This is a genomic window from Cytobacillus sp. NJ13 (genome assembly GCA_030348385.1).
Taxonomy (GTDB): Bacteria; Bacillota; Bacilli; order Bacillales; family Cytobacillaceae; genus Cytobacillus.
Window position 1 is genome coordinate 1,738,380 of record JAUCFP010000006.1, and the last position, 23,549, is coordinate 1,761,928.

A 23,549-nucleotide genomic window follows, 5' to 3' on the forward strand; every position below is an offset into this window, starting at 1 on the left:
TCTAACTCTTCAAAAAAATAGACTGCGCTTTCATTTTATTAAATGAAAAACCCCTTGTCTACCATTTACTCTAAAATATTATATTTCTTTAAAAATTAGAAATATTAAAAAGTGCAAAAACCCTGTCATAATAGATGTTTTTAACATAATTTATCATAAAAATATTTTTTTAAAATAAAGAAAAACTGTCTTTTCGACAGTTTTCTTTTCTATTAGACTCAAGTAAAATCACGCTGTCATCCCATGGAATTGATTCGCTGAGAAAGAACCATATTGGTTTACCAGAATAGATTATTTCATATGTTCCCTCTTCCCAGCTTCCTGATCAGTCCTGTAGATAAAAGCAAACACCTCAGCAACAGCCTGATATAGTTCTTCCGGTATTCCCTCATTGATGTTAAGCTTGCCAAGAAGCTCCATAAGAGCAGGATCTTCCTGAACCGGAATATCATGTTCCTTAGCCTTCGCAAGGATATTTTCAGCAACCAGGCCCTTCCCCTTTGCAGATATCTTTGGTGCTCCCTGACTTTCAGGATCATAGGTTAATGCTACCGCTTCTTTCCTGTGTCTTTCATGATCTTTTTTCATATCCTTATATCTACTCCGCTGAATTGATTTGATTGCACAATAGATGTAATTGTTTCTCTTGCCATTGGTGAATCTCCTGCAGACTCCGGCTTTTGGAAGGAAACTGAGGACAGCTTATAATTTAATTTTAAAAGGTTTTCTTTTAAGTCAGCAGCAAATGGAGCTGTTAAGTCCTTTATTTCTTTGTGCTCAGTAATAACTGAAATATTTATGATTCTGTTTTGGACTTGAAGATCGACAATCGTTTCATTCAGATGCTCCAAATTCAAATAAAATATAACCCGGCAATGGCTGGGATCAATTTTTCCCGCTTCCGTTTTCCGGCCGCTCCACTGCATTGTCAAATCGGAGATCTTCCCCCATAAGGAAACCGGCAGCTGAAAGATATAGTGCTGCAATGGACCGGATTCCTGTGAGAGAGCCTGAAAGCCGGTTAATTTATGCAGTAGCCGTTCGGCTGCATCTTTAGCTGAATGTGAAGTTTCTTCATTTAAAAGGCCCATTAGGAGCGGTTTAAGGGTGTCCAGCTTTTCGGCGGCTCCCTCATCGTGATGTTTTAATAAATTTAAAATGTCATGTTCATAAGAAAGCCCCAATGTTCTGATTATTCTCTTTAATTCACTATGAATATTCCTCTGGTCATATGTAAAATTCAACTCTGTTCGCAGGCTATTCTTCAGTTCTTCCAGCATTGTCTTTTCCTGCAGAGTGAGAGCCGCAGCTACCGAAGGTTTCTCACCGGCAAGTATCCTCCCCGCCTGAACAGCAGCCTGCTTTAACCCAGGTGGATCTGACAATAATTGGCCCAAATCAGCATTTAATGTGTAAGAAAGAGCTGATTTGAAAAGGGCATTAAGCAAATTCCTTTCTGCAGGAAAAAAAATCTTTCCATTTCGTATATCATTGAATAAGGTTTCTAATGTTTGAGCTTGTCCACTGCTTTCCGACCTTTGTGAAATAAACCCATTAAGCTTAGCCAAGTTCAATATAAATTCCTGCCTGTTTCCGGATTCGTTTGCTTTCAGAAGTTCTGTCAGGACATGACTAATCGGTTTATTTTGAATGCTTCCTTCCGTAAGCTGCTTTAGAGCCGCAGCCTCATCCGCTTCACCCGGCATCAGCCCAATTACTTTCAGGAGCTGGAAAGCAGTATTTGATCTTGCCTGATTTTTTGTATTCAGCCACTCAGAAAACAATCTGATTATAGCCTGCTGGCCTAGTTTTTCTCTTGAAGTCTTTGTCAGATCCCCAAGGAGCGAATATATTTGCTGCCCTTTGGATGATAAATCAGCACCCTTTAACTCCTCCTGTAATTCTCCCATAAGCGAAGTAAGAGAGTCCCCATGCAAGACTGAGGATAGCCCTGAAAAAATATCCTTTGAAAAAGGAAGCTGCCTAATAATCAGCTCTTTTACTGTCCTCAGGCCATCTTCAGCAGATTGGCTTTCCTTGATCCATTCAGATGACATTTTTAAAGTTTCACCAGTTATTGGAAGCTGTTCTTTAAGAAAAAATTGAATAAGCATTTTATTTTCTCTGGATAACTGCATTCCGAGCTGGCTTAGAAGGCTTTCAGCCAGAGCTGCCGCACCTGGTCTATTTGCTGACTCCATTACCTTTAAGCGCAGCATTTCCACACCTGGCTCAACTTTAAACCAATATCTGCTGTTGGCTGACAAAGGGGTTTCAAGCTGCGCAATCACTTTATGAGACCCTATTTGCACCTCTGCCGTCTGGTTCCGAAATAGCTTTACTATTTTTCCGCTGACAATTTGCCCAGGTCTAAATGCAGCTGTTTTTACTGCATTGTTCTGGTCATGGCTTATGATTCTTTGGATAATTTCAGACGGCTTCATGCCTTCACCTTCTATTCTATTTCACTAATACGATCTTTTATTGGCGCAAAGCTCTTTCGATGATAACGAGAAATTCCATGAAGTATGATGGCTTCAAGATGCTCCTTCGTCCCATAGCCCATATTTTTCTCGAATCCATACTGGGGAAATTCTGTACCTATTTCAGCCATCATTCTGTCTCTCGTGACTTTAGCTATGATAGAAGCTGCAGCAATCGATATGCTTTTGCCATCTCCCTTAATGATTGCTTCCATTGGGTATGGTGTTAAAAGTTTTACGGCATCTACAAGCAGGAAGTCTGGTTTTGGGTTCAGCCCTTCAATTGCTGATAACATTGCCTTTTTTGATGCTTCAAATATATTGATGCGGTCGATTTCTTCAGACTCAATGATTCCAACGCTGACTGCCACAGCCTTAGCCTTAATTATCTCAAAAAACTCTTCTCTTTTGTTCTCAGACACCTTTTTTGAATCATCTAAACCCGGCAGGAAAAAGTCTTCAGGCAAAATAACTGCTGCAGCTACCACTGGCCCTGCAAGAGGCCCCCTGCCTACTTCATCAATTCCGGCAATAAACTGAAAACCCTGGCTCCTGTACCGAACTTCATACTGGGTCATTTCTTTATGCTTTTCAAATATCTTCTTTTGCTGCAGCTTTCGGAAATGCCATTTTGCTAAAAGCTGCTGTACGCCTTTTCTGTCATCATGTTTTATCGAGTGAAGGAAAGGGTCATCCTCTAACTTAATTGTTTTGATCTTTTCTTCTATTTGGCGAATGGTTAACTTTTCCACGGCCTTCTCCTTTTCAATCTAATGTATGTATCGGCATTTTCCAAAAAAAATAAAGGCCTCCTGTGGACAGAAGGTCTTCATCTAAACTATTCAGCTTCACTCCGAACTGCCATCTCTTCAGGCAGTTCCAAAGTGATTGGCCCCAATTTTTCAGAACGGAATTCTCTGATTACCAGCTCTGTTACCTTATCATAATCAATTTCGCCGCCGCCCATCAGACAGCCGCGCAGCCTGCCAATTTTATCAAACACTTCAACAATATCTTCAGGGATTTCATCAAGCTGATATCGCTCATTCAGGCGATCTGGATATTTATCACCGAGAAAGCGCAGGGCATATACTGCAACATCCTGAAGATTTAATATAGTATCTTTAATTGCTCCAGTCAGAGCAAGCTTAAGACCTACTTCCTGATCTTCAAATTTTGGCCATAGGATCCCAGGGGTATCGAGAAGCTCCAGCTCTTTCCCTACCTTTATCCATTGCTGAGCTTTCGTAACGCCGGGAGTATTTCCTGTCCTGGCAATATTCTTTTTGGCCAGGCGATTGATAAGGGTGGACTTTCCAGCGTTTGGAATACCTACAATCATTGCCCGGATTGCTCTTGGCTTGACACCCTTCGCTTTCATTCGATCGAACTTTTCCTGAAGAATCCCCTGAGACGCGGAGACGATTTCCTTCATGCCTAGTCCCGCCTGTGAGTTTATCGCAAGAGCTCTTATGCCCTTATCTTGAAAATGTCTGATCCACTTTTTTGTCGCTTCTTTATCAGCCATGTCAGCTTTATTCAATAAAACAAGCCGGGGTTTGTGCTGAATAATTTCATCGATCATCGGATTTCGTGATGAATAAGGGATCCTTGCATCAACGAGCTCAAAGATGATATCGACCAGTTTTAATTTTTCTGTAACCTGCCTGCGGGCTTTTGCCATATGTCCTGGAAACCACTGGATCGTCAAAGCTGGCACCTCCATCCGATATGTATTTATAAAACAAAGAATCATCAATCAACGATGCGAATGTCCTCTATAGGCCAGTATATTACTCCGGCATCGCCCAGTACTTCTTCCATTGCAACAGGGCCAATGTGACGGCTGTCCTTGCTGAAGCGGCGGTTGTCACCCATTACAAATAAGTGGCCTTCTGGCACTGTTTCCTGTCCAATCTTTTCTTTTAAAGTAAACGGCTCTGTCAGCGGACCATCGATTACCTGCTTCTTATATTCATCCAGGTATGGCTCTTCATAAGCTTTTCCATTAACATAAAGAGTATCATCTTTATATTCAATCTTATCTCCAGGAAGACCTATTACCCTTTTGATGTAATCTTTGTTTTCCGGTGCATGGAAAACAATGATGTCGAAGCGCTCCGGCTCTCCAATCTTATAACTGAACTTATTAACAATCATTCGATCCTGATCATGCAATGTTGGCATCATGGACAAGCCGTCAACCACAATCGGCGCAAATAAAAAATATCTGATGACTGCCGCTAGCAGGACTGCGATTACAAGAGCTTTTGTCCATTCCCACAATTCATTTTTCTTTTTTGCCATAGCCTTCCCCACCATTCTTCCGTCAAAAATTATGCTAATATTCCTGCTTGTACCGCAGTAAGTGATTTCTATTGTTTATTGTACAAAAATTCATCTTAATAAACACGATGGGAATCTTATTTATATATTATTTAACATTTATGTAATATTATTTGCATTCTGCTGTTTCATGAAAGAAAAAGGAGCTTGATTAACAAGCTCCTTCTTTTCTTTATTATCGAATTTCTTTGATACGAGCTTTTTTACCGCGAAGGTTACGCAGGTAGTAAAGTTTCGCACGGCGGACTTTACCGCGGCGGATAACTTCAAGCTTCGCAATCTTAGGTGTGTGTACAGGGAATGTACGCTCAACGCCTACACCGTAAGAAATCTTACGAACTGTGAAAGTTTCGCTGATTCCACCACCACGACGCTTAATCACAACACCTTCGTATACCTGAACACGCTCACGAGTTCCCTCAACAATACTTACGTGTACACGTACAGTATCACCAGGACGGAAAGACGGAAGGTCTGTACGAAGCTGTTCTTTTGTGATTTCTTCAATTAATTTTTGCATCGTTTTCAACTCCTCTCAGCAGACGCTCTTGCACAACCTATATGTTTGCAGCGGAACATCTTTATCAGACATAAACTGAACAAGTTCAGCCTAAGTCACAAAAAGTATCATACCATACTTGGACGGCAACTTCAATGTTATTTATCTTCTTTTTTTATTTCTTCTAGCCATTTTTGCTGATCTTTTGTTAATTCTGCATCCTCAAGAAGATCAGGACGCCTTACATACGTCCTTCTCAAGGATTCTTTGGCTCGCCACTCTTCGACAAGGCGATGATTCCCTGACATGAGGATATCCGGCACTTTAATTCCCCTGAAATCCGCTGGACGGGTATAATGAGGGTGTTCAAGAAAACCTGTGCTGAAAGAGTCTTTCAGGTGTGATTCTTCGTTGCCTAACACACCAGGGAGCAATCGGACAACACTATCGATTACGACCATGGCTCCGAGCTCTCCTCCAGTCAGCACAAAATCTCCAATTGAAATTTCATCGGTTACCACATGTTCCCGTATTCTTTCATCATATCCCTCGTAATGGCCGCAAACAAAAATCAGGTGATCCATTTCCGCAAGCTCTTCAGCTTTCTTCTGTGTAAAGCGTTCTCCTTGAGGACACAGAAGAATAACCCTCGGAGATGCCCCGCTTTTACTGCGAAGATCATCTACAGCATCAAATATGGGCTGCGGTTTTAAAACCATTCCCGCCCCTCCGCCATATGGATAATCATCTACGGTTTTGTGCTTATTGTCGGCATACTCCCTAAAGTTGACCACATTATATTTCACTGCTTCATTTTCAGCCGCTTTTTTTAAAATGGAATGCCCAAAAACTCCTTCAAACATTTCAGGAAACAGCGTGAGCACATCAATATTCATCATGAAAGCAAACCTTCTATCGCATTAATTTTCACAAGTTTGTCTTCCACATTAACTTCCTTAACAACATCTTCAATATAGGGGATCAGGATTTCCTTCCCGCCTTTTGCTTTGATTACCCATACATCATTTGCTCCAGGAGAAAGAATTTCCTTGATTTTACCTACTTCCGCTCCATCAAGCGTTTCAACAGTACACCCTATGATTTCATGGTAGTAAAATTCATCTTCTTCAAGATCGCCTAACTGATCTTCTGAAATTTTCAGGATGCCACCCTTCATTTTTTCAATCTCATTAATATTTTCGTATCCTTCAAATGTAAGCAAATCGAATGATTTATGGGTACGGTGAGTTTTCACTATCAGTTCAATTGGATCACCTTTTGTGTCAGGCATGAACAAATAAAGTTTATTTCCCGGCTTATACCTTTCTTCTGCAAAGTCTGTTTTGGAAATGACTCTTGCTTCCCCTTTTATGCCATGGGTGTTCACGATTTTTCCTACGTTGAACCATTTCTGCATTTACTATCACCTCTAGCGTATTTCATCTACAATTCCATCTCTTATGATGATGGTTTTCCCTTTTTCTATGTCTTCCCAGCGGGTACCCTTTTGAATCTCAATAATCGCCTGGACTTCTTTTTCTTTTAATTCGCTTCCTAATGGTAGCATATGTAATTGTTCTATTTGAAAATCGAGGAGCTGGACTTTTTCCTGCCTCATTTGAATTTCCTTTTCAAAATGCTTTTTTAGACTGGCCGGATGCAGTTTTTTGGTTTTTTCCTGTTTTTTCAGTTCAAACCTCAGCTGATCACTTTCTTTCTGCAGCTGCTTTTTTTGGGCCATATAGCCTTCCAGCAGTTCTTTCTTGCTGTTCTCTGTCAGCACCTGCTTAACTGTAACCGATTGAATAATGTTCATGTACAGCGCCTCCCAAATTGATCCGATTAAAAAACGGCGTTACTGACACTACTGTCAAATTCTTAGTTGGCGATGTTTTTATTTTAACTTTTCTCGTGAAATGCTGTGTTAATTATATATTCTGCCCGTTGATGAATAAAGTTTTAAATCAGAGGACAATAAAGTTCAAACAGCAGGATTTTTTAGATTGTAAAAAAAGGAGGGGAAGCCCCTCCTTTTTTGGTAATACCCTGCTCAATTGCAGGATAATTATTCGATGATCTCTAAAAAGATCTTCTTTTGTTCTGATGAACCTGCTGCATAGACAACGGTCCGTATTGCTTTCGCAACGCGCCCTTGCTTCCCAATTACTTTCCCCATGTCATTCTTGTTGACGGAAAGCTGATAGGTTACGCGCTGATCCTCTTCTTGGACATTCACTTGAACGTCTTCCGGAAAATCAACAAGGGGCTTAACAATCGTTTCGATAAGCTCTTTCATCTTATAGTGAATTACTTACCGTTTTTAGCGTTATGGAATTTCTCCATAATGCCTTGCTTAGAGAAAAGGTTGCGTACTGTATCAGATGGCTTGGCGCCTGTCTGAAGCCATTTAAGAGCCAACTCTTCATTGATTTCAACGATTGCTGGCTGAGCAACCGGGTTGTAAGTTCCTACTGTTTCAATGAAACGTCCGTCACGAGGAGAACGAGAATCAGCTACAACGATACGATAGAAAGGGTTTTTGTGAGCACCCATACGCTTTAAACGAATTTTTACTGCCATTTTAAAAAGCACCTCCGAATAGTTTCACACAAGATAGTATAATATCAGATAGTTAATTAGTTTGTAAAGGTTTTTTTCTTTACATCTTATGAAAAGCTTAAATGACTGGAAAAGCGCAAGCGCCTTGATCACCCCCGACAAGCACAAGACGAGCCTTTCGAAAAGGCGTTCTTTGCCTTTTTGGGAGGATTGGCTTGTGAACTTGAGGGGGTAGGCGCTGGAGCTAGACATTACTAAAAAGGGTTAAAAGGAAGCTTAAACCCGCCTTTTTTCTTACTTTTTTGCTGCATGCCAGCCATTTGCTTCATCATCTTTTTCATGTCTTCAAATTGCTTCAGCAGACGGTTGACTTCAGGCACGGTTCTTCCGCTTCCCTTGGCAATCCGTTTGCGGCGGCTTGCATTGATGATTTCCGGATGAGTTTTCTCTTCCTTTGTCATCGATTTAATAATCGCTTCAACGTGAGTGATTTGCTTCTCGTCGATTTGGATATTATTCAAGCCTTTGATTTTGTTGGCGCCAGGCATCATTTTCAGAAGCTCGTCAAGAGGCCCCATATTGCGGACCTGTCCAAGCTGATCCAAAAAGTCGTCAAATGTGAAGGAAGCAGTGCGCATCTTCTGCTCAAGCTCTTTTGCCTTTTCTTCATCCACATTAGCCTGTGCTTTTTCAATTAGGGATAGGACATCTCCCATACCTAATATACGGGATGCCATCCGTTCTGGATGGAACGCTTCAAGCGCATCCAGCTTTTCGCCAAGACCGACGAATTTAATCGGCGTATTTGTTACGGATCTAATGGATAGAGCCGCACCGCCTCGGGTATCGCCATCCAGCTTCGTCAGGACAACCCCAGTAAGACCCAGCAGATCATTGAAGCTTTGCGCTACGTTAACCGCATCTTGACCGGTCATGGCGTCTACAACAAGGAAAATTTCATCTGGATCGGAAAGCTCTTTGATTTGCTTTAGCTCATCCATTAAGGCTTCATCCACATGCAGTCTTCCTGCTGTATCGATCAGAACATAATCATGATGATCCTCTTTTGCCTTTGCGATTGCCTGTTTTGCAATTTCAACAGGACTGACTTGATCACCAAGGGAGAAGACCGGCATATTAAGCTGTTTGCCAAGCGTTTCGAGCTGTTTAATCGCCGCAGGGCGGTAAATATCTGCAGCAACCAGCATCGGATTGCGGTTATACTTTTTGCGGAGCAGGTTTGCAAGCTTTCCGGTTGTAGTCGTTTTACCGGCACCCTGAAGACCGACCATCATAATGACTGTCGGCGGGCGATTGGAGACAGCAATTTTGCTTTGCTCTCCGCCCATCAGTTCCGTTAATTCTTCTTTAACAACCTTAATTACCTGCTGTCCTGGCGTCAGGCTCTTTAATACTTCCTGCCCGACAGCGCGTTCGCTGACTTTTTTGACAAACTCTTTGACGACTTTGAAGTTTACGTCCGCTTCCAAAAGGGCGAGACGGACTTCACGCATCATTTCTTTTACATCCGCTTCATTGATTTTGCCTTTTCCGCGGATCTTCTGAATTGTATTTTGCAGTCGGTCGGCCAATCCTTCAAATGCCATATATGCCGCCTCCTAATCTAATTTCTCAAGCTCTGCCACTGCTTCTTCCAATGCATCTCGGGAAGGGGAGCCTTCCTTGAGCATCTCTTTTATTTCTGCAATCAGCTTGCTGCGCTCTTGAAATTTATGAAATAATAATAGCTTTTCTTCATACTCTTCAAGCATTGCTTCTGTTCTTTTAATGTTGTCATATACCGCTTGCCGGCTAACATCATATTCCTCGGCAATCTCTCCAAGCGAAAAATCATCCAGGTAGTACAGGGACATATAGCTTCTCTGCTTAGGAGTTAACAACGACTGATAGAAATCATAAAGGTAGTTCATCCTCGTTGTTTTTTCGAGCATCCCTATTCCCCCTTGTTAAGTGAAAAGCCTTTACAAAGTAAGTTTACATAGAATTTCATATCATGTCAAGAAAATATCTTTACAGCGTTGGCAGTTCTTATTTCCAGATGAAAGCTTCAGGCAAAAATTAAACTGGCATTCAATCTGATTTTACTTATTTTTCCTATTTTTTGCATCCAGCAGCCTTTTCATGCGCTCTTCTCTTTCTTTCGGCGAGGGTTCTGCTGCTGGTTTTGGCCGGTTTGGTTTTTTCTTTTCTTTTGTTTTTTCCGGTGTTTCTTTTACAGAAGTTTCCCTTTGAAGTTTAACGGGCATCTGCACGGAAGGAGATTGTTTTTCCCTGGAAGCTTTAAGGTTTTGAATTTTCATAGGCTCCTCTGGCTTTTCCTTTTTCTTGCTGTTTTTCTTCAAAATTCTCGCTGCGAGAGCAGTTAAGCCAAAGCGCCTTACCGCGATTTCTGAAAAAAAGATCAGGAATGCAGCGAGAAGAAGCCATTCGCTGATCGGCTGTTTGGTGCTGGCTGGTTTTTTCAGCGATCTGAAAGCTTCTTCTCCGCTTTTCAGCTCCTTGCCGCCAGTCATTTTTGAGAGTGACTCCAAATGCTCCTTATTTGTTCCCTTTTGCAGATACTCTTCTGAATAGGGAATAGTAAATCCAGTCTGATGAACCTGTATATTCCCATTTTGATCTGTCTGTTTAATATTTAAAAAATACATTCCCGCACTTTCAGGCATTGACGCCTCATATTTACCTGGAGCAGTGAGCCTTATATTGGCTTCTATCTGATCGCCCGTTTCCGACACGATAGATGCCTCAATGGGCAAAGACTTGCTTGCCGCAGACTCCAGGCTGAGCACTGTATTGCCATCCTTATTCTCAACAGCAACCCTGTATGGTTCACTTTCATATTGCGGCAGGGTTTTGGTGACAAGCTGATTAATAAATGATGGCCACTTTTCCCATCGGGCCCAATCTCCTGACCATTTGCCTGAGGAGTCGGATGTAAAGGCAGCTGCCCGCCCCATTCCGTATTGCCATTCAGCAAGTACAGGATCTTCTTTTTCACTTAACAGCGGCACCTGCGCTCGCGGCTTGGCCGTAGCAGCTATATAGGCATTCATTTCTGGGACACCTTTTTCAAAGAGTGAGGACCATTCAGGGTAGGGCTGGACACTTGGATAAAATGGATTGTCTTCGATATAGGTTCTCGTAGCCATTACCGTTTCGCGTGATAATATGCTCGGAATGACGGAAGAGTCTATAACATCGTAAAAACGCCCTGACCCCATTCCCGCAAGATCTTCAAGCAGTCCTCTATCAGCATCCTGACCAAGTGCGACAGTTGATAGAGTGATATTCTTCTCTTTCCCGCTTTCGATTAAAAGCTCATAGTCTCCATTTGTGGCAGATTGGCCATCTGTCAGCAAAATAATATGCTTTCTCTGAAGCTGCAATTCTTCAAGCTCACTGTATGCTTGTTCCAGAGAAGTAAAAATTTCTGTCCCCCCGCCTGGTGTAATAGATCTGATTTTTTCAATTGCCTTCTTTTTATCCTTGAGAGGCTCGGTTTCAAGGATTTCCCATGGCCGGTCATCAAATGCAATGAATCCGATTGTATCTTCTTCACGCAGCAGCTCCACTGAACGGGCAGCCGCCTCTTTCGCCAATTCAATTTTATTCCCGGCCATGCTTCCAGAACGGTCCATAACTAATACCAGGCCTAAGGAAGGCATTTCTTTCTTGCCCTTGATATCCATATCCACCGGCAGCAATTTCTCAATCGGAGTTTTAAAATAGCCCCCCAGCCCGAAGCTTTCTTCACCGCCAAACATAATAAAACCGGTGCCGAATTCCTTAACTGCCTTCTCCATCAACGTCATTTGATGCTCTGAAATAACTGTTGCAGGAACATTATTAAAAATAATCGACTGATATTGCAAATATCCTGAGAGAACGGTTGGAAGCTCCTCTGGAAGAACCGTGTCTGTCTCGAGGCCTGAACCTTTTAACAGATTCGCAATATCACCCGAGTCCTTCCCTTGTACGATCAGCACCTTAGGGGTTCCCTTAACATTTACAACCGAGTGCAGTGTATTGTTTTCAGAGAAGGCGTCCTGGTCAGCAGCTATCTCTGCTTTATATACGGTTAACCCTGCTGTATCTGCTTTGTGAGTAAAGGTATATACATTTTTCCCTTCATTCACTTGAATGGTTTCCTTTAAAACCTCTTTATGGTTTACAGATAATCTGATATCAGCTTCTTTGGCAACATTGCTGGTAACTTCTATTGTAATCGGAGCCTCTTCTCCTAAATAAAGTGATGGAGGCATCTTTAATTCTGAAATTGATACATCGTCACCTGCTGCTGTTCTTAATGGTACATAGTCAATCTCGATACTTCGATTCTTTAAAACTGAGGCAGCCTCCAGGCTTTTGCCTGCCGTTTCATTTCCGTCCGTCATCAAGACAATTCTGCCAGAAGAATCCCTCGGAATGAGTGAAGCGGCAAATTGCAGACCTGCTTCCAGATTCGTTTGAGAATCGTCTGCTTTCCCGTTAAATTCGGTAATAGCTTCACGGTTCCTGCCCAAATTCTGTTCAAGCACTACATTCTTGCCAAAAGCTGCCACCGTAAATTGATCCTCACTTTTCCTGTGGCTGGCACTGTTTTCTATCCAGGAGAGTGCCTCCTCATTTGGGCCAATGCTTGCAGACCGGTCGGCCAGAAATACGACGGTCTGTCCCTTAACCGGAAGGACCACCTGGGGAACTGTCAGTGCAAAAATTAATAATGAGAAAATGACCAGCCTCAGAATAGCAATCCAATATTTTTCTTTTCCTTTCTTCCTGTGATTTCGAATATACAAAAAGACCATTATGACAGCAGGAATCAGGAGCAGAAACAGGAAGGGATATTTAACCTCTATGCCCACGGCGATATACCTCCCATTCGATAGCAATCAGTATAAAAGCAATTAACGCCAGCCAGAACCAGAGGCTTTCGTTCGGCCTTTGGATCATGCTGTTTTTTTCAGAAGATTCTTCATTCAATATGAAAGATTCTTCTATTCCTGCATTTTTCTCCCTTTCATCCAATAGGACAGAAAAATAATATATTTGATTCCCTGATACCGCCTGGTAAGTCCCTGGAATCACAGGAGCTTTAAAGTTTTCTTTGTTTAGATCAAGGGAGTATAGATTTTCGTCTTTATTATTGAAAATCTCCCAGCTTCCATTTCCTCTGCCAATATTTATCCATCTTTCTTCTCCGGCACTGAAATATCCGAGGAAATCTGTTTGCTGGGATAACCACTGGTAAGAGTTATACAAAAAGATCGGAAAACCTGGCAGGAGTGGCCAATCTGTGTCGGATAGATCGAAATTGACAATAATAATTGGCTGTCCATTCTGCATTCCCTTCTGGATTAAAGGAATGTCCCCACTTTTCAAAACAGTTTCCCATTCTCCTTTCAATGCAGCGGAAGCGGAACTGATATACACACGGTCAAAGTCTGTATATTCAAATAAAAGATCCTCATCCCCCGAAATTGCCTCTTTAAGTTTTGTTTTTTCCTTGCCTGTGTTAAAAAAGATCATTGGCAGCTCTGGAAGTTCCGATATTGTGCTTCCTTCTGCTACAACCACACCCTTCATTTCAAAACCTTTAAGAGCAGCGGGATCTGTCTGCAGCAATTCGGCTCCTATGGTTTGAAAGCCCTTCACTGCAAACGGATTTATATCCCCCATAGTGTAAACCTTTGGTTTTGGGTCTGTGTAAATAGAGGCAGCGAAATTATCTGCACTGTAGCCGTCATTAATGGAAATGGATGCCTCATAATAAGGTTTTTCAGGCAGGTTTTTAATCTGTACGGTTGTTTGTTCATTTGCTTTCAATGATAAATTTTGCTCAAATAAGACTTCATCCTCAAATTGGACGGTAAAACCTGTTTCTATATTTCCGGAAGACTGGTTTTCTATCACCGCAATGGCTGAGATACCATCACCAGCTGAAGCTGTTCCAAACGATTGCAGCGAGACATTCCCTGCATCCTCTCCAATATTATGTACAACAGTGTATAGGCCAGCCAGTTCCTCCATTAAATCATTTTTTACAGCCGAATCTGAAAAAATATGAAGGGCTGTGTCTTTTCCTGAAGATAAGGAACCTGCCAATAAGAGGGCTTTATCCATATTTTCATGTTCATAAGTAAGTTTCAGCCCATCAACGGTTCTGCGAATGGCATTTGGATCATCTTCACGGCTTAATAGGATCTCATTTTTCTCTCCTGCTTTAATCAAGGTTACCTGCTGGCCATTAAGCTTGGCGGCAAGGTCAAGGATTTCCTCTTTTGCGATTTCAAAACGGCTCTTTCCTCCGTGTTCAGCCGACATAGAGGCGGATGGGTCTATAATGATGATTAAATGTTCCCCTTTTAAAGAGTCTTCAAGCCAAAATGGGCGCACAAGGGCCAGCATCAATAGGATCAGAGCCAATAATTGCAGCCAAAATAATAGATTCTGCTGTAGCTTTTTCAGCCAAGGGGAGGCCTGCCATTCGTTCAGAACCTGCTCCCAGAGCAGATTGGATGAAATGGTCTTTTCCATGTACTGCTTACGAAAGAAATAAAATAGGATAACTGCTCCTATAAAAATGGCTAAAATAAAATAGATAGGATTTAAGAATTGCATTGTGTCCTCACCTGACCAGCCCCTTCGCATACAGATCCCTGAAAAGAACGGTCTGAAGATCTCTTGTTTCCGGGGCAAAGATATACTGGCCGCCATACCGTTTGCATAAAATCTCAAGCTGTTCATTATGTTCTTTTAGGCGCTTTTCATATTCAGCTAATACGGAAGGGCCCATGCTGACATTTACTGCTGTCCCTGTTTCACTATCAATTAACTTAATATCTCCAGAATATGCAGGGGTCATCTCTTCATCTGCCTGCACCTGAAATAGCCAGAACTCCTGTTTTAACCCCCTGAGCTTCCAAAAAAGGTTTTCCCAATCCTGAAGCGGCTCAAAACCATCTGCTATTATTACAGCAAGCTGCTGATGTTTAGAAAGAGTTTCTTTCAGACAGCCCAGAAAGTTTGTAGAAAGAGCTGCAGGTTCAATTTTTTGGATCTCCATGAACGTTCGCCTGCTGTAAACAGAGCCTTTCCTTTTGATAGGCTGCACGCCTGCAGAAGAAACAGCTGAAAAGAAAAGCCGGTCTTCACTTGAAAGCACCATAAAGCTCAAAGCTGATGCCAGCGATTTGGCATATTCCCATTTCTGCTGGATTTTTGTCATTGAAGACGTTGCATCCAGGTAAACTGCAATAGAAAGCTCCTGCTCATCCAGGAAGCGTTTAATATAATGTTTTTGTGTTCTGCCATAGACATTCCAATCTATTTGTCTAATATCGTCACCAGGCTGATAGGCCCTGAAATCAGAGAATTCCATGGAAGATCCGAATTTATGGGATTGCCTGGACCCTGAATGAAATCCTCTTTTCCTTGTCTTTGCAGCAATCTTTCGTTTTTGAAGCTTTGCAAGTAGAGCATGATGGCTGTTCATCAGCTTTTAGCTCCCCAGGAAGTTTCGTTTAACAAAGCTTCAATAATCGAATCCGCCGAAATACCCGCTGCTTCTCCCTCAAAGTTCAAAATAAGACGATGCCGCAAAACCGGATAGGCAGCGTTTTTAATGTCTCCTATTGATACATGGAATCGGCCGGAGCACATGGCTCTTGCTTTTGCCATACTTATCAGACTCTGAAGGCCGCGTGGACCGCTGCCATATTGGACGTGCTTTTTCACTGTTTCTGGTGCCCCCTCTGATTCCGGGTGCGTGGCAGTGATCATCCAAACAGCATAATCCAGGATTTCATCTGATAGGAGAATTTCTCTCGAAAGCTCCTGAAGGGCCATGACATCCTTCAATCCGGCGGCTTTATTTAAATGAGTTTTTTGCGTCCCCGTAGTCCTCCGGGCAATTTCTTTTAATTCTTCTTTCGTCGGATAGGCAACATTCACCTTGCATAAAAACCGGTCCGTTTGTGCTTCCGGCAGGGGGTAAGTCCCTTCCATATCAATCGGATTTTGAGTTGCGAGTACAAAAAATGGCTTTTCCATCTTTTTGGTTTCGCCCATTATAGTGACCGTTTTTTCTCCCATTGCCTCGAGCAGGGCACTTTGTGTTTTTGGTGTTGCCCTGTTAATTTCATCTGCCAGGATGATGTTTGCAAATATGGGCCCTTTATGAAAACTGAATATTTGCCTGCCTGCTTCATCAGGCTGAAGCAGCATGGTTCCGGTTATATCGGATGGCATAATATCAGGGGTGAATTGAATGCGTGAAAATTTGAGATCCAGCACTTCTGCAATGGTTTTAATCAGCATGGTTTTACCCAGACCAGGCAAACCTTCAAGCAAAACATGCCCTCCTGAGAATATGCTCCATAAAACATGATCGACTACTTCTTCCTGGCCGACTATGAATGTTTGAATTTCATCTTTCACTCTTGCAATAATATCTGCTGCTTGTGCGAATTGCTGTTCTTTTTCCTGTGTTGCGGACATTGAAGTCACTCCTTGTCAGGATCTATACTTGTAAAATAATTTTTAACGATTTCCTCTAAATCAGCCGGAAGTTTATACCGGTCTGTACTCTGTCTGTACGACTTTTCATAGTTCCCGAAAACTTCACTGTAAGGTCTGATATTTCCTTTTAAGACAGGACCTTCCCCTTCAAGCTGCTGTCCTGGACTCCCCTGTGCAATGCTGCCATTGTCATTTTCAATATTCGTCTTCCCTTCCATGCCAGATGGAATGGTGAGCAGATCCCTGGATCCCTGTCCGAGCCCGGCACCTCCTCCAAGACCGCTGCCTGACCCACTCCCTGAGCCAGCCCCGGTACCAGAGCCCGAACCCGAACCATTTCCTGAGCCGTTTCCATTTCCTGAGCCGCTGCCTGAACCCGATCCGCTGCCATTGCCACTGTTTGAGCTATTGCCAGCTTGATTTTGCTTATTTTGCTGATTTGAATTATTCTGCTGCCCCTGATGAGGCGTATTGGAAGCGTTTCCTGAACTGCCAGGCTGGCCAGGCGGCGCAAAAGCGAGCTGTCCCGGGGTCATTCCATTCGCAGCCATTTGCTGCTGTAAAGAAATCCCTGAACGCTGCAGAGCATCTTGTGCTGCAGCCAGCTGTTTTACAAGCTCTTCTGATTGCAATGCCTTTTCGAGCTGATCCAGGAGACTTGACAGCTCTTCTTCAGACAACGGTACTTCACTGCCAGTAAGCTCTTTCAAGGTATTTCTTTGATCTTCATTAAGTTCCGTCCTCTGCTTATCAAGCTTTGACAACTCTTCCCTAAAGGAAGCCAGATCTTTTTCTTTCAGCATTCGGCTTAATTGTTCTAACCCGCTCTTATCAAGATCGTTTTTCATATTTTCCAGGGCTAGTGATTTTTCTTTTTCTTTCATTGCCTTTAACTCTAAGCTTTTTGTTTGCTTCGCTAATTCCTTCAATGCTTCCTCAGCAGACTTTTTTTCTGCAATCTTGTCTTTTGCTTCTTCTAATGCTTTTTTCACTTCAGGATTCTTTTCTTTCTCAGCTTTTTTCTCAAGTTTCTCTTTAGCTTCTTCAACTATCTTGATTTCCTTCTCCTGTTTTAGCGCCAATTCCATTTTCTCGCCCGGAATCATGTATAAGAGCACTGCCAAACCAAGAAAAGACAAAAACATTAGAAAAGGTTTGGGAAGAATGTAAGTTTTCTTCCTGACTAAAACCTGATGGTGCACCTTTTTCATGTGCTTTACTGCATCTGCCAGCTGCAATCTTGCCAGAATGCCATCATCGTGAAGGAAAGAATGGGCTGTCATGACCCTGTCTTCCGCTACAAACGTGTTATACAATGAAGCAGCCTGGGTCATGTCAGGGCGCCTCTTCCAAATTCGAAAAGCTGCATAAAAAGCAGACAGAAATAACATCAGCAGGAGATAGTTTTGCAGAAATGGGATAACAAAAAATCTTGCTGCCATCATAAGAAAAAAGGCCAAGACAGCAGCTGATAAAAGGAACACCTGGAATTCCTTAACGATCAGCTGAAATAGGAGCTGTCTTTTTACCGGTTTTAAAAGTCTAAGATATTGATTGCGGTTTTCCACCGATATCATTCCCTTATTAAAATTTACGGGCAATCCCGTCTCCAGGGATTTGCCCGAATAAATGTTAGCCCTTTTTCATATTGGGACGGAGTTTTTTTATGCTCAGCAGAATAGCTCCAATGAAAATCAATGTGTACGAAATTAAGTATGAAATCCATAAAGGAAATTCAATGCCTGTTGATCTAGTAATTTCATTGGTCATTTCCGGCTCAAAGGTGCTTATCAGAATAATGACCGGGTTGAGCATAGCCGGGAAGTATGCAAGAGGATTTGTGGGCTGAGTCCCTGTATAGCCATATGCATTGGTTAATTGCATAAAAATCAAAGTCAGGAATGCCGTTCCTCCTGCTAGAAATAAAGTAACCCCATAGGTGGTAACCATTGAGACAATTGTTTTTCTAATTAGCGTTGAAAACAAGACCCCGAGGCTTCCATAAACCAGAATGGTAAATAAATAAAAACCCATTGTCGTAAGCAGCTGACCTGGGGAAATGCCTCCAAATAAAAACACAAAGCTATAAAGAGGCAAACTTGCCGCAATAAGCAGAATCAAATATGAAATGGAAGAGATCAGCTTGCTCAATATAATGCTTGAAGAGCTTTGGGTCGTTGTGAGCAGAATATTTAAGGTCTGCCTCTCTCTTTCACTGCTGATAACCCCAGCTGTTAAACCGGGAGTAATAAACAGAATTAAGCCAAGCTGCAATATAGATAGAACCATAAACATTGTCCGGCTCTGATCTGGTTTAAAAAAGCCCTGCATGTTATTTGACAATGATTCTATAAAGATAAAACCAACAATGATCAGCCCTAATGCAAGGAGGTAAAAGAGTACCCCCAGGTAGCTTTTAAAGCTGCGGAAGCGGAGCTTAAACTCTTTATTCAGAACAGGATTTACAACTAAATTCTTCATGTCAGCTCAACTCCCTTTGTAATTTCCATAAAGACATCTTCCAGATCCGTTTCTGCTTCAGCAAAGCTGGTGATCGCCAAATTATTTAAAATGGCTCTTTTCAGCAGTTCTGTTTGTTCTTCAGCTATCCCTTTATAAATAAATTGAAAAGATGCTCCGTCTTCAAGCAAAGCTACTTTGAATATATTAGGATCATCTTCAAAAAAGGAGACGGCCTTTTCTGCGCTTCCATGAACTTTTACAATGATCAGCCTTTCTCCCCTCAGCTGTGACTGAATATCAGCGACAGACCCCTGAGCCACCAGTTTCCCCTGATCAATAATGCCAATGGTATCGCACATTTCTGCAAGCTCAGGGAGAATATGTGAAGATATTAAAATTGTTTTGCCCATGCTTTTCAATTCTTTTAATATTTCCCTCATTTCCACCCTAGCTCTTGGATCAAGTCCTGATGCAGGTTCATCAAGAATCAGCACTTCAGGATCATGGATAAGGCACCTGGCCAGGCAGAGACGCTGCTTCATGCCTCTTGATAATAGGTCTACATATGACTCTCTTTTATTTGACAAGTTGACTAGGTCGAGAAGCTGCGGAATCAGCTTCTCGCGTTCTGCAAATGGTATTCCGTAACTCGCACCGTAGAAGTGCAGATACTCATCAGCCTTAAGCTGGTCATAAACCCCGAAGAAATCCGGCATATAACCTATCTGCTTCCTCACGAGCTTTGATTCCTTTTGAACATCATACCCGTTTACGTAAGCAGAGCCCGAAGTGGGAGCAAGTAAGGTTGCTAAAATGGAGAAGGTTGTGGATTTTCCAGCACCATTCTGTCCGACAAAACCAAATACACTGCCTTTTTCTATATTTAAATTTAAAGAATCAAGTGCTGTAAATTTTCCGTATCTTTTCGATAAATCCATAATTTCGATCATTTTTCCACCTCCCCTTTGATCGTAACAGCCGGCAATTGAACGAAAGGATCACCCTGAGCTGATTTATTAAGCTTTATAATAAAACGGCCTTCTTTTGAAACAAACTGGGATAAGTCATCTTTACTTGTCAGCTTTATGCTCCTTTGATCCGGTTCAATCGGCAACCACTCACCTGTTTTATGGTTTTTTATCGAATACTGTACGTTTTGGCTATTGACCCTTACCGAAATTTCTTCTAATCTATATGTTTTCTCTTTCAGCTGCTTCGGAAGGCTGAGAATATATTCATATTCTCCGTCTTCAAGCATCATTTCTGCATTCGTGCTGCCCATGCCTTTTTCATAAATCTGACCCTGAATCACATTCCAATCAGCAGCCATCATTCCATCTTTCAGTGTAAAGGATCCGGAGAACTCATTTATGGCCTCAAATGGCTGAAGGATCATATTTGTGTTATTCTGTTTTTCCTTCTTCCCTCTCATGGCTACATCAATAATTGATTCTTTTGTAATACCAGCAAGGACTGGCTGAGCAACATCCCCAAGCAGAAATGTAGTGGAGGCGTATTCAAGCTTTTCTCTTCTTAACCTATTAATATCATTTTGACCATTGGCAGGGTATGCCACATTAAAAGTTCCTCCATATGGTCTGCTCAGCAGGGACTGCTTTATGGTTTTATCCACTTTAATTGTCTCATCCTTCTTGATTGGCCCTAATTTGATTGCTTCATTGCCTGACCAAATATATAATTCTTCAAAATCATACTCACTTTCGTTTTTGATTGTTCCCGTTAATCTTTTTTCCTTAAGGGTTATGTCCGCTTCAAACTTCCCGCTGATTTCTGTCTGGGCCTTTCCGTAAATTGTTTTGGATGACCAATATTCTACCTCAGGGAAAATAATCTCATTGTTTTTTACTTTTTCAGCCATGATTCCGCCTCTAAGGGGATCAGATGAAGTGGAATTATTTGAATAAACCACTGCATTAAATTCGCCTTTGGGCAATGAGAGGATATATTCACCGCTTTTATTTGACAGCAGGGTTGAAGCCTGATAACCGGTAAGCAGATTGTTATTCACTTTATATATCCCCATCTGGTTGAGCTGCGGCTGAGAAATTCTATCTTTTGCCCCCATTCCAAAGACAGCTGCACCCATTAATATGGCGATAGAAGGAATGATCCACCAGGAATGCTCCCGTTTATCAAGCTTTCTTAATACAAAATAAAGAACAGGCACTATCAGAATAATATAACCGGCAAAAAGTCCAATAAGCTGCCCGATTGAAAAATTGGATGCAGGAAAGAATTCATTCACTTCTGCAAATTCCCAATACAGCTGGTCCAGGTAATCCTGAGAATATGGGCTGGATCCAATGCCGGCACCAGTTGCCTGATTAATAAAGTCTGCAAACCATGTGTCGTATCCCTGCCATGAAGATAAAGGCTCATCTCCCAGTGAAAAAGCTGTCTGCAAGATCGTCCCGCTTCCATACTCCTTTTTCACTGCTGCTGGAAGATCACCGCTTTCCGCGATAACTTCCGTACCCGTATCAATTGGACCAGTAAAGAGATTGAGCTCTTTAAAATCCGGCTCCTCTCCCTTTGGTGCCAGCAGGAATTTCACTGCACCGGCGGCCTCGTTTTCAGATTTCATTGGCAGCAAAGAATATAGCTCTCCATAGGCGCCGCTTGCATCAGGTCCGCCTCCGGCAATCAATGCTCCACCGTTGTAAACCCATTCCCTTATAGCTTTTTGCTGTTTGTCACTAAGCTGGGAAATCTTGTATTCATCAATCAGCAAATAATCGAGTGTTTCCAATCCTGTGGCATCATCCGGCAAATCTTCCTTATTAAGTTCAATCATCGATTTGGAAGGAAGCGTCCTTAATTCTTTTACACGGTCATAGTTCTCACTGAGAACACCAATTACTTCAGTTGCCATATCTATAAATTTTGGCTTTAATGTATTTTCACCTTTAAAACTAACTTTTTTCCCGTCTTGCCAATCTCCTTCATAAAGAGTCAGCAATGGGATGTTCTGATACATGGAAGGGTGGTCCTCCGCCATGCCAGGAATGGAAACCAAGTATTCCTTAGCTGCTCCCGCAGGAAGCTCTACTTTTACGGTAACCGCACCGCTCGTATTGTAGGATGGATGGTAACTTATCAGCAAATTCCCGCTAAATGCCTCTCCTGAATTTTCCATCTTAATACGCAGAGGAAACCCCTCTCCTCTTTTCACTTTTCCCCCAAAGACCTCCTCTAGAGAAACTTTGATGTCTGTGCTGGCAGCTTCTGCTGATTGGAATGGATGAAACATTAATACAAAGCAGAATAAAGCCATAATGATCACTTTTAATTTTCCGTGCAACCCAATCTCCCCCATTAAAATCGTAAGTATCAGCCTTTTGTTTTTTTATAGGCAGTCTTTATAACTATAAATATTGCCAGCCTGATGACTTCTTTCATAATATAGACGCAGCTTACTGACAAAAAGTTCCTGAGGATATTTATATAGTTAGTTTGTCAGACCTGAATTGAAAGAAATTTATCAACATAGTGTAATTTTACACTAAAAATCATAAAATTCAAACTATTATTTATAATAAAATACATATTATTTCCATGATAAAAAAACAGCCGGAGACCTCGTTCTCCGGCTGTTTATCAATTCTTATTCCTCTTCTTCTTCTTCTTCTTCTTCTGCTTCTTTTTCGACTATGTCGGCAAAGAGTCCATAGACATACTGTTCTGCATTGAATTCCTGCAGGTCATCCATTTTTTCTCCCAAGCCTACAAATTTCACCGGGATTTCAAGTTCATTTCTGATTGCAAGAACGATGCCGCCCTTTGCAGTTCCATCCAGCTTTGTAAGAACAATACCAGAAACATCAGTGGCTTCCTTGAAGGTCTTAGCCTGAATCATGGCATTTTGTCCAGTTGTAGCGTCAAGAACAAGCAATACCTCATGCGGGGCACCAGGTACTTCCCTTTCAATTACACGCTTAACTTTCTCCAATTCTTTCATCAGATTGACTTTGTTCTGCAGGCGTCCCGCAGTGTCACAGATTAAAATATCGGCTTTGCGCGACTTTGCAGATTGAACGGCATCATACATGACAGCTGCAGGGTCAGAGCCAGCCCCCTGCTTAATGACATCAACGCCGACACGTTCGCCCCACACCTCAAGCTGTTCAATCGCTCCAGCACGGAAGGTATCGCCTGCTGCAAGCAGGACATTTTTCCCTTCATTTTTGAACTTATGGGCAAGTTTTCCGATCGTCGTCGTTTTTCCGACTCCGTTAACACCAACAAACAGGATAACCGTTAGTCCCTCTGTCTGAATATTTAATTCTGTGGAGATTTCGCCTGCGCTGTCATATATTTCTACAAGCTTTTCTGAGATGACAGCCTGCACATCGCGAGGATCCTGAATATTCTTGCGCTTTACTTCCCTTCTCAGCTCTTCCACCAGTTCCATGACAGTGTCAAATCCGACATCCGCCCCAATTAGGATTTCTTCCAGTTCCTCAAAAAATTCCTCATCCACTTTACGGTACCTGGAAACAAGGTCATTTACCTTATTTGAAAAATTATCGCGCGTTTTGGTTAAACCGTCTTTAAACTTTTCAGTCACACTATCTGTCTGCTTGGTGATTTTTTCTTTTAGTTTTTTAAAGAAACTCATGTTTTCACTTCCTTATAAA

General features: G+C 42.0%; 22 protein-coding genes. All 22 read right to left on the reverse strand.

All coding sequences use genetic code 11. The annotated features are described in order from the left end of the window. Positions 1-291: 291 nt before the first annotated feature. On the reverse strand, positions 292-588 hold the full coding sequence (locus QUF73_08400) for an EscU/YscU/HrcU family type III secretion system export apparatus switch protein (GenBank protein MDM5226232.1): 297 nt from the start codon (positions 586-588) through the stop codon (positions 292-294). Continuing rightward, entirely contained in the window at positions 585-2,444 is a 1,860-nt protein-coding gene (locus QUF73_08405) for a hypothetical protein (GenBank protein MDM5226233.1), read from the reverse strand. The genes QUF73_08400 and QUF73_08405 overlap by 4 nt, the downstream gene beginning before the upstream one ends. Positions 2,445-2,455: 11 nt before the next feature. Further along, on the reverse strand, positions 2,456-3,235 hold the full coding sequence (locus QUF73_08410) for a ribonuclease HII (protein MDM5226234.1): 780 nt from the start codon (positions 3,233-3,235) through the stop codon (positions 2,456-2,458). An 86-nt stretch (positions 3,236-3,321) separates the two neighbouring features. After that, a complete protein-coding gene (ylqF, locus tag QUF73_08415; GenBank protein MDM5226235.1) occupies positions 3,322-4,194 on the reverse strand; it encodes a ribosome biogenesis GTPase YlqF in 873 nt (290 codons plus the stop codon). 44 nt (positions 4,195-4,238) lie between these two features. Beyond that, positions 4,239-4,790: a signal peptidase I gene (lepB, locus tag QUF73_08420; protein MDM5226236.1), complete on the reverse strand. Its 552-nt coding sequence runs from the start codon at positions 4,788-4,790 to the stop codon at positions 4,239-4,241. 214 nt (positions 4,791-5,004) lie between these two features. After that, positions 5,005-5,349, reverse strand: a complete 345-nt coding sequence (gene rplS, locus QUF73_08425; protein ID MDM5226237.1) for a 50S ribosomal protein L19 — start codon at positions 5,347-5,349, stop codon at positions 5,005-5,007. Positions 5,350-5,486: 137 nt separating this feature from the next. After that, a complete protein-coding gene (trmD, locus tag QUF73_08430) occupies positions 5,487-6,224 on the reverse strand; it encodes a tRNA (guanosine(37)-N1)-methyltransferase TrmD (protein MDM5226238.1) in 738 nt (245 codons plus the stop codon). Further along, positions 6,224-6,745, reverse strand: coding sequence for a ribosome maturation factor RimM (gene rimM / locus QUF73_08435; GenBank protein ID MDM5226239.1), 522 nt, complete (start codon positions 6,743-6,745; stop codon positions 6,224-6,226). Before rimM ends, trmD begins: the two co-directional genes overlap by 1 nt. Before the next feature lie 12 nt (positions 6,746-6,757). Further along, positions 6,758-7,144, reverse strand: a complete 387-nt coding sequence (locus QUF73_08440; GenBank protein MDM5226240.1) for a YlqD family protein — start codon at positions 7,142-7,144, stop codon at positions 6,758-6,760. Positions 7,145-7,393: 249 nt separating this feature from the next. Next, positions 7,394-7,624, reverse strand: coding sequence for a KH domain-containing protein (locus QUF73_08445; protein MDM5226241.1), 231 nt, complete (start codon positions 7,622-7,624; stop codon positions 7,394-7,396). 11 nt (positions 7,625-7,635) lie between these two features. Next, the gene (rpsP, locus tag QUF73_08450) at positions 7,636-7,908 is read right to left on the reverse strand and encodes a 30S ribosomal protein S16 (GenBank protein ID MDM5226242.1); all 273 of its coding nucleotides are present in this window, start codon (positions 7,906-7,908) and stop codon (positions 7,636-7,638) included. A gap of 233 nt (positions 7,909-8,141) precedes the next feature. Continuing rightward, positions 8,142-9,494 carry a signal recognition particle protein gene (gene ffh, locus QUF73_08455; GenBank protein ID MDM5226243.1) on the reverse strand — a complete coding sequence of 451 codons (1,353 nt, stop codon included), beginning with the start codon at positions 9,492-9,494 and terminating at the stop codon, positions 8,142-8,144. Between the two features lie 12 nt (positions 9,495-9,506). After that, positions 9,507-9,839 (reverse strand): putative DNA-binding protein, encoded by a 333-nt coding sequence (locus tag QUF73_08460; GenBank protein MDM5226244.1) that lies wholly within the window; start codon positions 9,837-9,839, stop codon positions 9,507-9,509. A gap of 150 nt (positions 9,840-9,989) precedes the next feature. Further along, complete coding sequence (locus QUF73_08465; GenBank protein MDM5226245.1) at positions 9,990-12,773, reverse strand: VWA domain-containing protein; 2,784 nt, start codon at positions 12,771-12,773, stop codon at positions 9,990-9,992. Continuing rightward, complete coding sequence (locus tag QUF73_08470) at positions 12,757-14,529, reverse strand: VWA domain-containing protein (protein MDM5226246.1); 1,773 nt, start codon at positions 14,527-14,529, stop codon at positions 12,757-12,759. The genes QUF73_08465 and QUF73_08470 overlap by 17 nt, the downstream gene beginning before the upstream one ends. A 7-nt stretch (positions 14,530-14,536) precedes the next feature. Further along, positions 14,537-15,403, reverse strand: a complete 867-nt coding sequence (locus tag QUF73_08475; GenBank protein ID MDM5226247.1) for a DUF58 domain-containing protein — start codon at positions 15,401-15,403, stop codon at positions 14,537-14,539. Further along, positions 15,403-16,407, reverse strand: a complete 1,005-nt coding sequence (locus QUF73_08480; GenBank protein ID MDM5226248.1) for a MoxR family ATPase — start codon at positions 16,405-16,407, stop codon at positions 15,403-15,405. Before QUF73_08480 ends, QUF73_08475 begins: the two co-directional genes overlap by 1 nt. A 5-nt stretch (positions 16,408-16,412) precedes the next feature. Continuing rightward, a complete protein-coding gene (locus QUF73_08485; GenBank protein ID MDM5226249.1) occupies positions 16,413-18,029 on the reverse strand; it encodes a hypothetical protein in 1,617 nt (538 codons plus the stop codon). A gap of 31 nt (positions 18,030-18,060) precedes the next feature. Next, the gene (locus tag QUF73_08490) at positions 18,061-18,909 is read right to left on the reverse strand and encodes an ABC transporter permease subunit (GenBank protein MDM5226250.1); all 849 of its coding nucleotides are present in this window, start codon (positions 18,907-18,909) and stop codon (positions 18,061-18,063) included. Continuing rightward, entirely contained in the window at positions 18,906-19,841 is a 936-nt protein-coding gene (locus QUF73_08495) for an ABC transporter ATP-binding protein (protein ID MDM5226251.1), read from the reverse strand. Before QUF73_08495 ends, QUF73_08490 begins: the two co-directional genes overlap by 4 nt. Next, positions 19,838-22,213 carry a hypothetical protein gene (locus QUF73_08500; GenBank protein MDM5226252.1) on the reverse strand — a complete coding sequence of 792 codons (2,376 nt, stop codon included), beginning with the start codon at positions 22,211-22,213 and terminating at the stop codon, positions 19,838-19,840. The genes QUF73_08495 and QUF73_08500 overlap by 4 nt, the downstream gene beginning before the upstream one ends. 303 nt (positions 22,214-22,516) lie before the next feature. Beyond that, on the reverse strand, positions 22,517-23,530 hold the full coding sequence (gene ftsY, locus QUF73_08505; GenBank protein ID MDM5226253.1) for a signal recognition particle-docking protein FtsY: 1,014 nt from the start codon (positions 23,528-23,530) through the stop codon (positions 22,517-22,519). Between the last annotated feature and the right edge of the window lie 19 nt (positions 23,531-23,549).

Excerpts from the sequence above, each read along its gene's own strand:
- trmD (MDM5226238.1), bottom strand. The coding sequence starts at position 6,224 with ATGAATATTGATGTGCTCACGCTGTTTCCTGAAATGTTTGAAGGAGTT.
- QUF73_08400 (MDM5226232.1), bottom strand. The coding sequence starts at position 588 with ATGAAAAAAGATCATGAAAGACACAGGAAAGAAGCGGTAGCATTAACC.
- QUF73_08460 (MDM5226244.1), bottom strand. The coding sequence starts at position 9,839 with ATGCTCGAAAAAACAACGAGGATGAACTACCTTTATGATTTCTATCAG.
- QUF73_08440 (MDM5226240.1), bottom strand. The coding sequence starts at position 7,144 with ATGAACATTATTCAATCGGTTACAGTTAAGCAGGTGCTGACAGAGAAC.
- ftsY (MDM5226253.1), bottom strand. The coding sequence starts at position 23,530 with ATGAGTTTCTTTAAAAAACTAAAAGAAAAAATCACCAAGCAGACAGAT.
- rplS (MDM5226237.1), bottom strand. The coding sequence starts at position 5,349 with ATGCAAAAATTAATTGAAGAAATCACAAAAGAACAGCTTCGTACAGAC.
- QUF73_08405 (MDM5226233.1), bottom strand. The coding sequence starts at position 2,444 with ATGAAGCCGTCTGAAATTATCCAAAGAATCATAAGCCATGACCAGAAC.
- QUF73_08475 (MDM5226247.1), bottom strand. The coding sequence starts at position 15,403 with ATGAACAGCCATCATGCTCTACTTGCAAAGCTTCAAAAACGAAAGATT.
- QUF73_08445 (MDM5226241.1), bottom strand. The coding sequence starts at position 7,624 with ATGAAAGAGCTTATCGAAACGATTGTTAAGCCCCTTGTTGATTTTCCG.
- rpsP (MDM5226242.1), bottom strand. The coding sequence starts at position 7,908 with ATGGCAGTAAAAATTCGTTTAAAGCGTATGGGTGCTCACAAAAACCCT.
- QUF73_08495 (MDM5226251.1), bottom strand. The coding sequence starts at position 19,841 with ATGATCGAAATTATGGATTTATCGAAAAGATACGGAAAATTTACAGCA.
- rimM (MDM5226239.1), bottom strand. The coding sequence starts at position 6,745 with ATGCAGAAATGGTTCAACGTAGGAAAAATCGTGAACACCCATGGCATA.
- lepB (MDM5226236.1), bottom strand. The coding sequence starts at position 4,790 with ATGGCAAAAAAGAAAAATGAATTGTGGGAATGGACAAAAGCTCTTGTA.
- QUF73_08470 (MDM5226246.1), bottom strand. The coding sequence starts at position 14,529 with ATGCAATTCTTAAATCCTATCTATTTTATTTTAGCCATTTTTATAGGA.
- QUF73_08480 (MDM5226248.1), bottom strand. The coding sequence starts at position 16,407 with ATGTCCGCAACACAGGAAAAAGAACAGCAATTCGCACAAGCAGCAGAT.
- ffh (MDM5226243.1), bottom strand. The coding sequence starts at position 9,494 with ATGGCATTTGAAGGATTGGCCGACCGACTGCAAAATACAATTCAGAAG.
- QUF73_08490 (MDM5226250.1), bottom strand. The coding sequence starts at position 18,909 with ATGAAGAATTTAGTTGTAAATCCTGTTCTGAATAAAGAGTTTAAGCTC.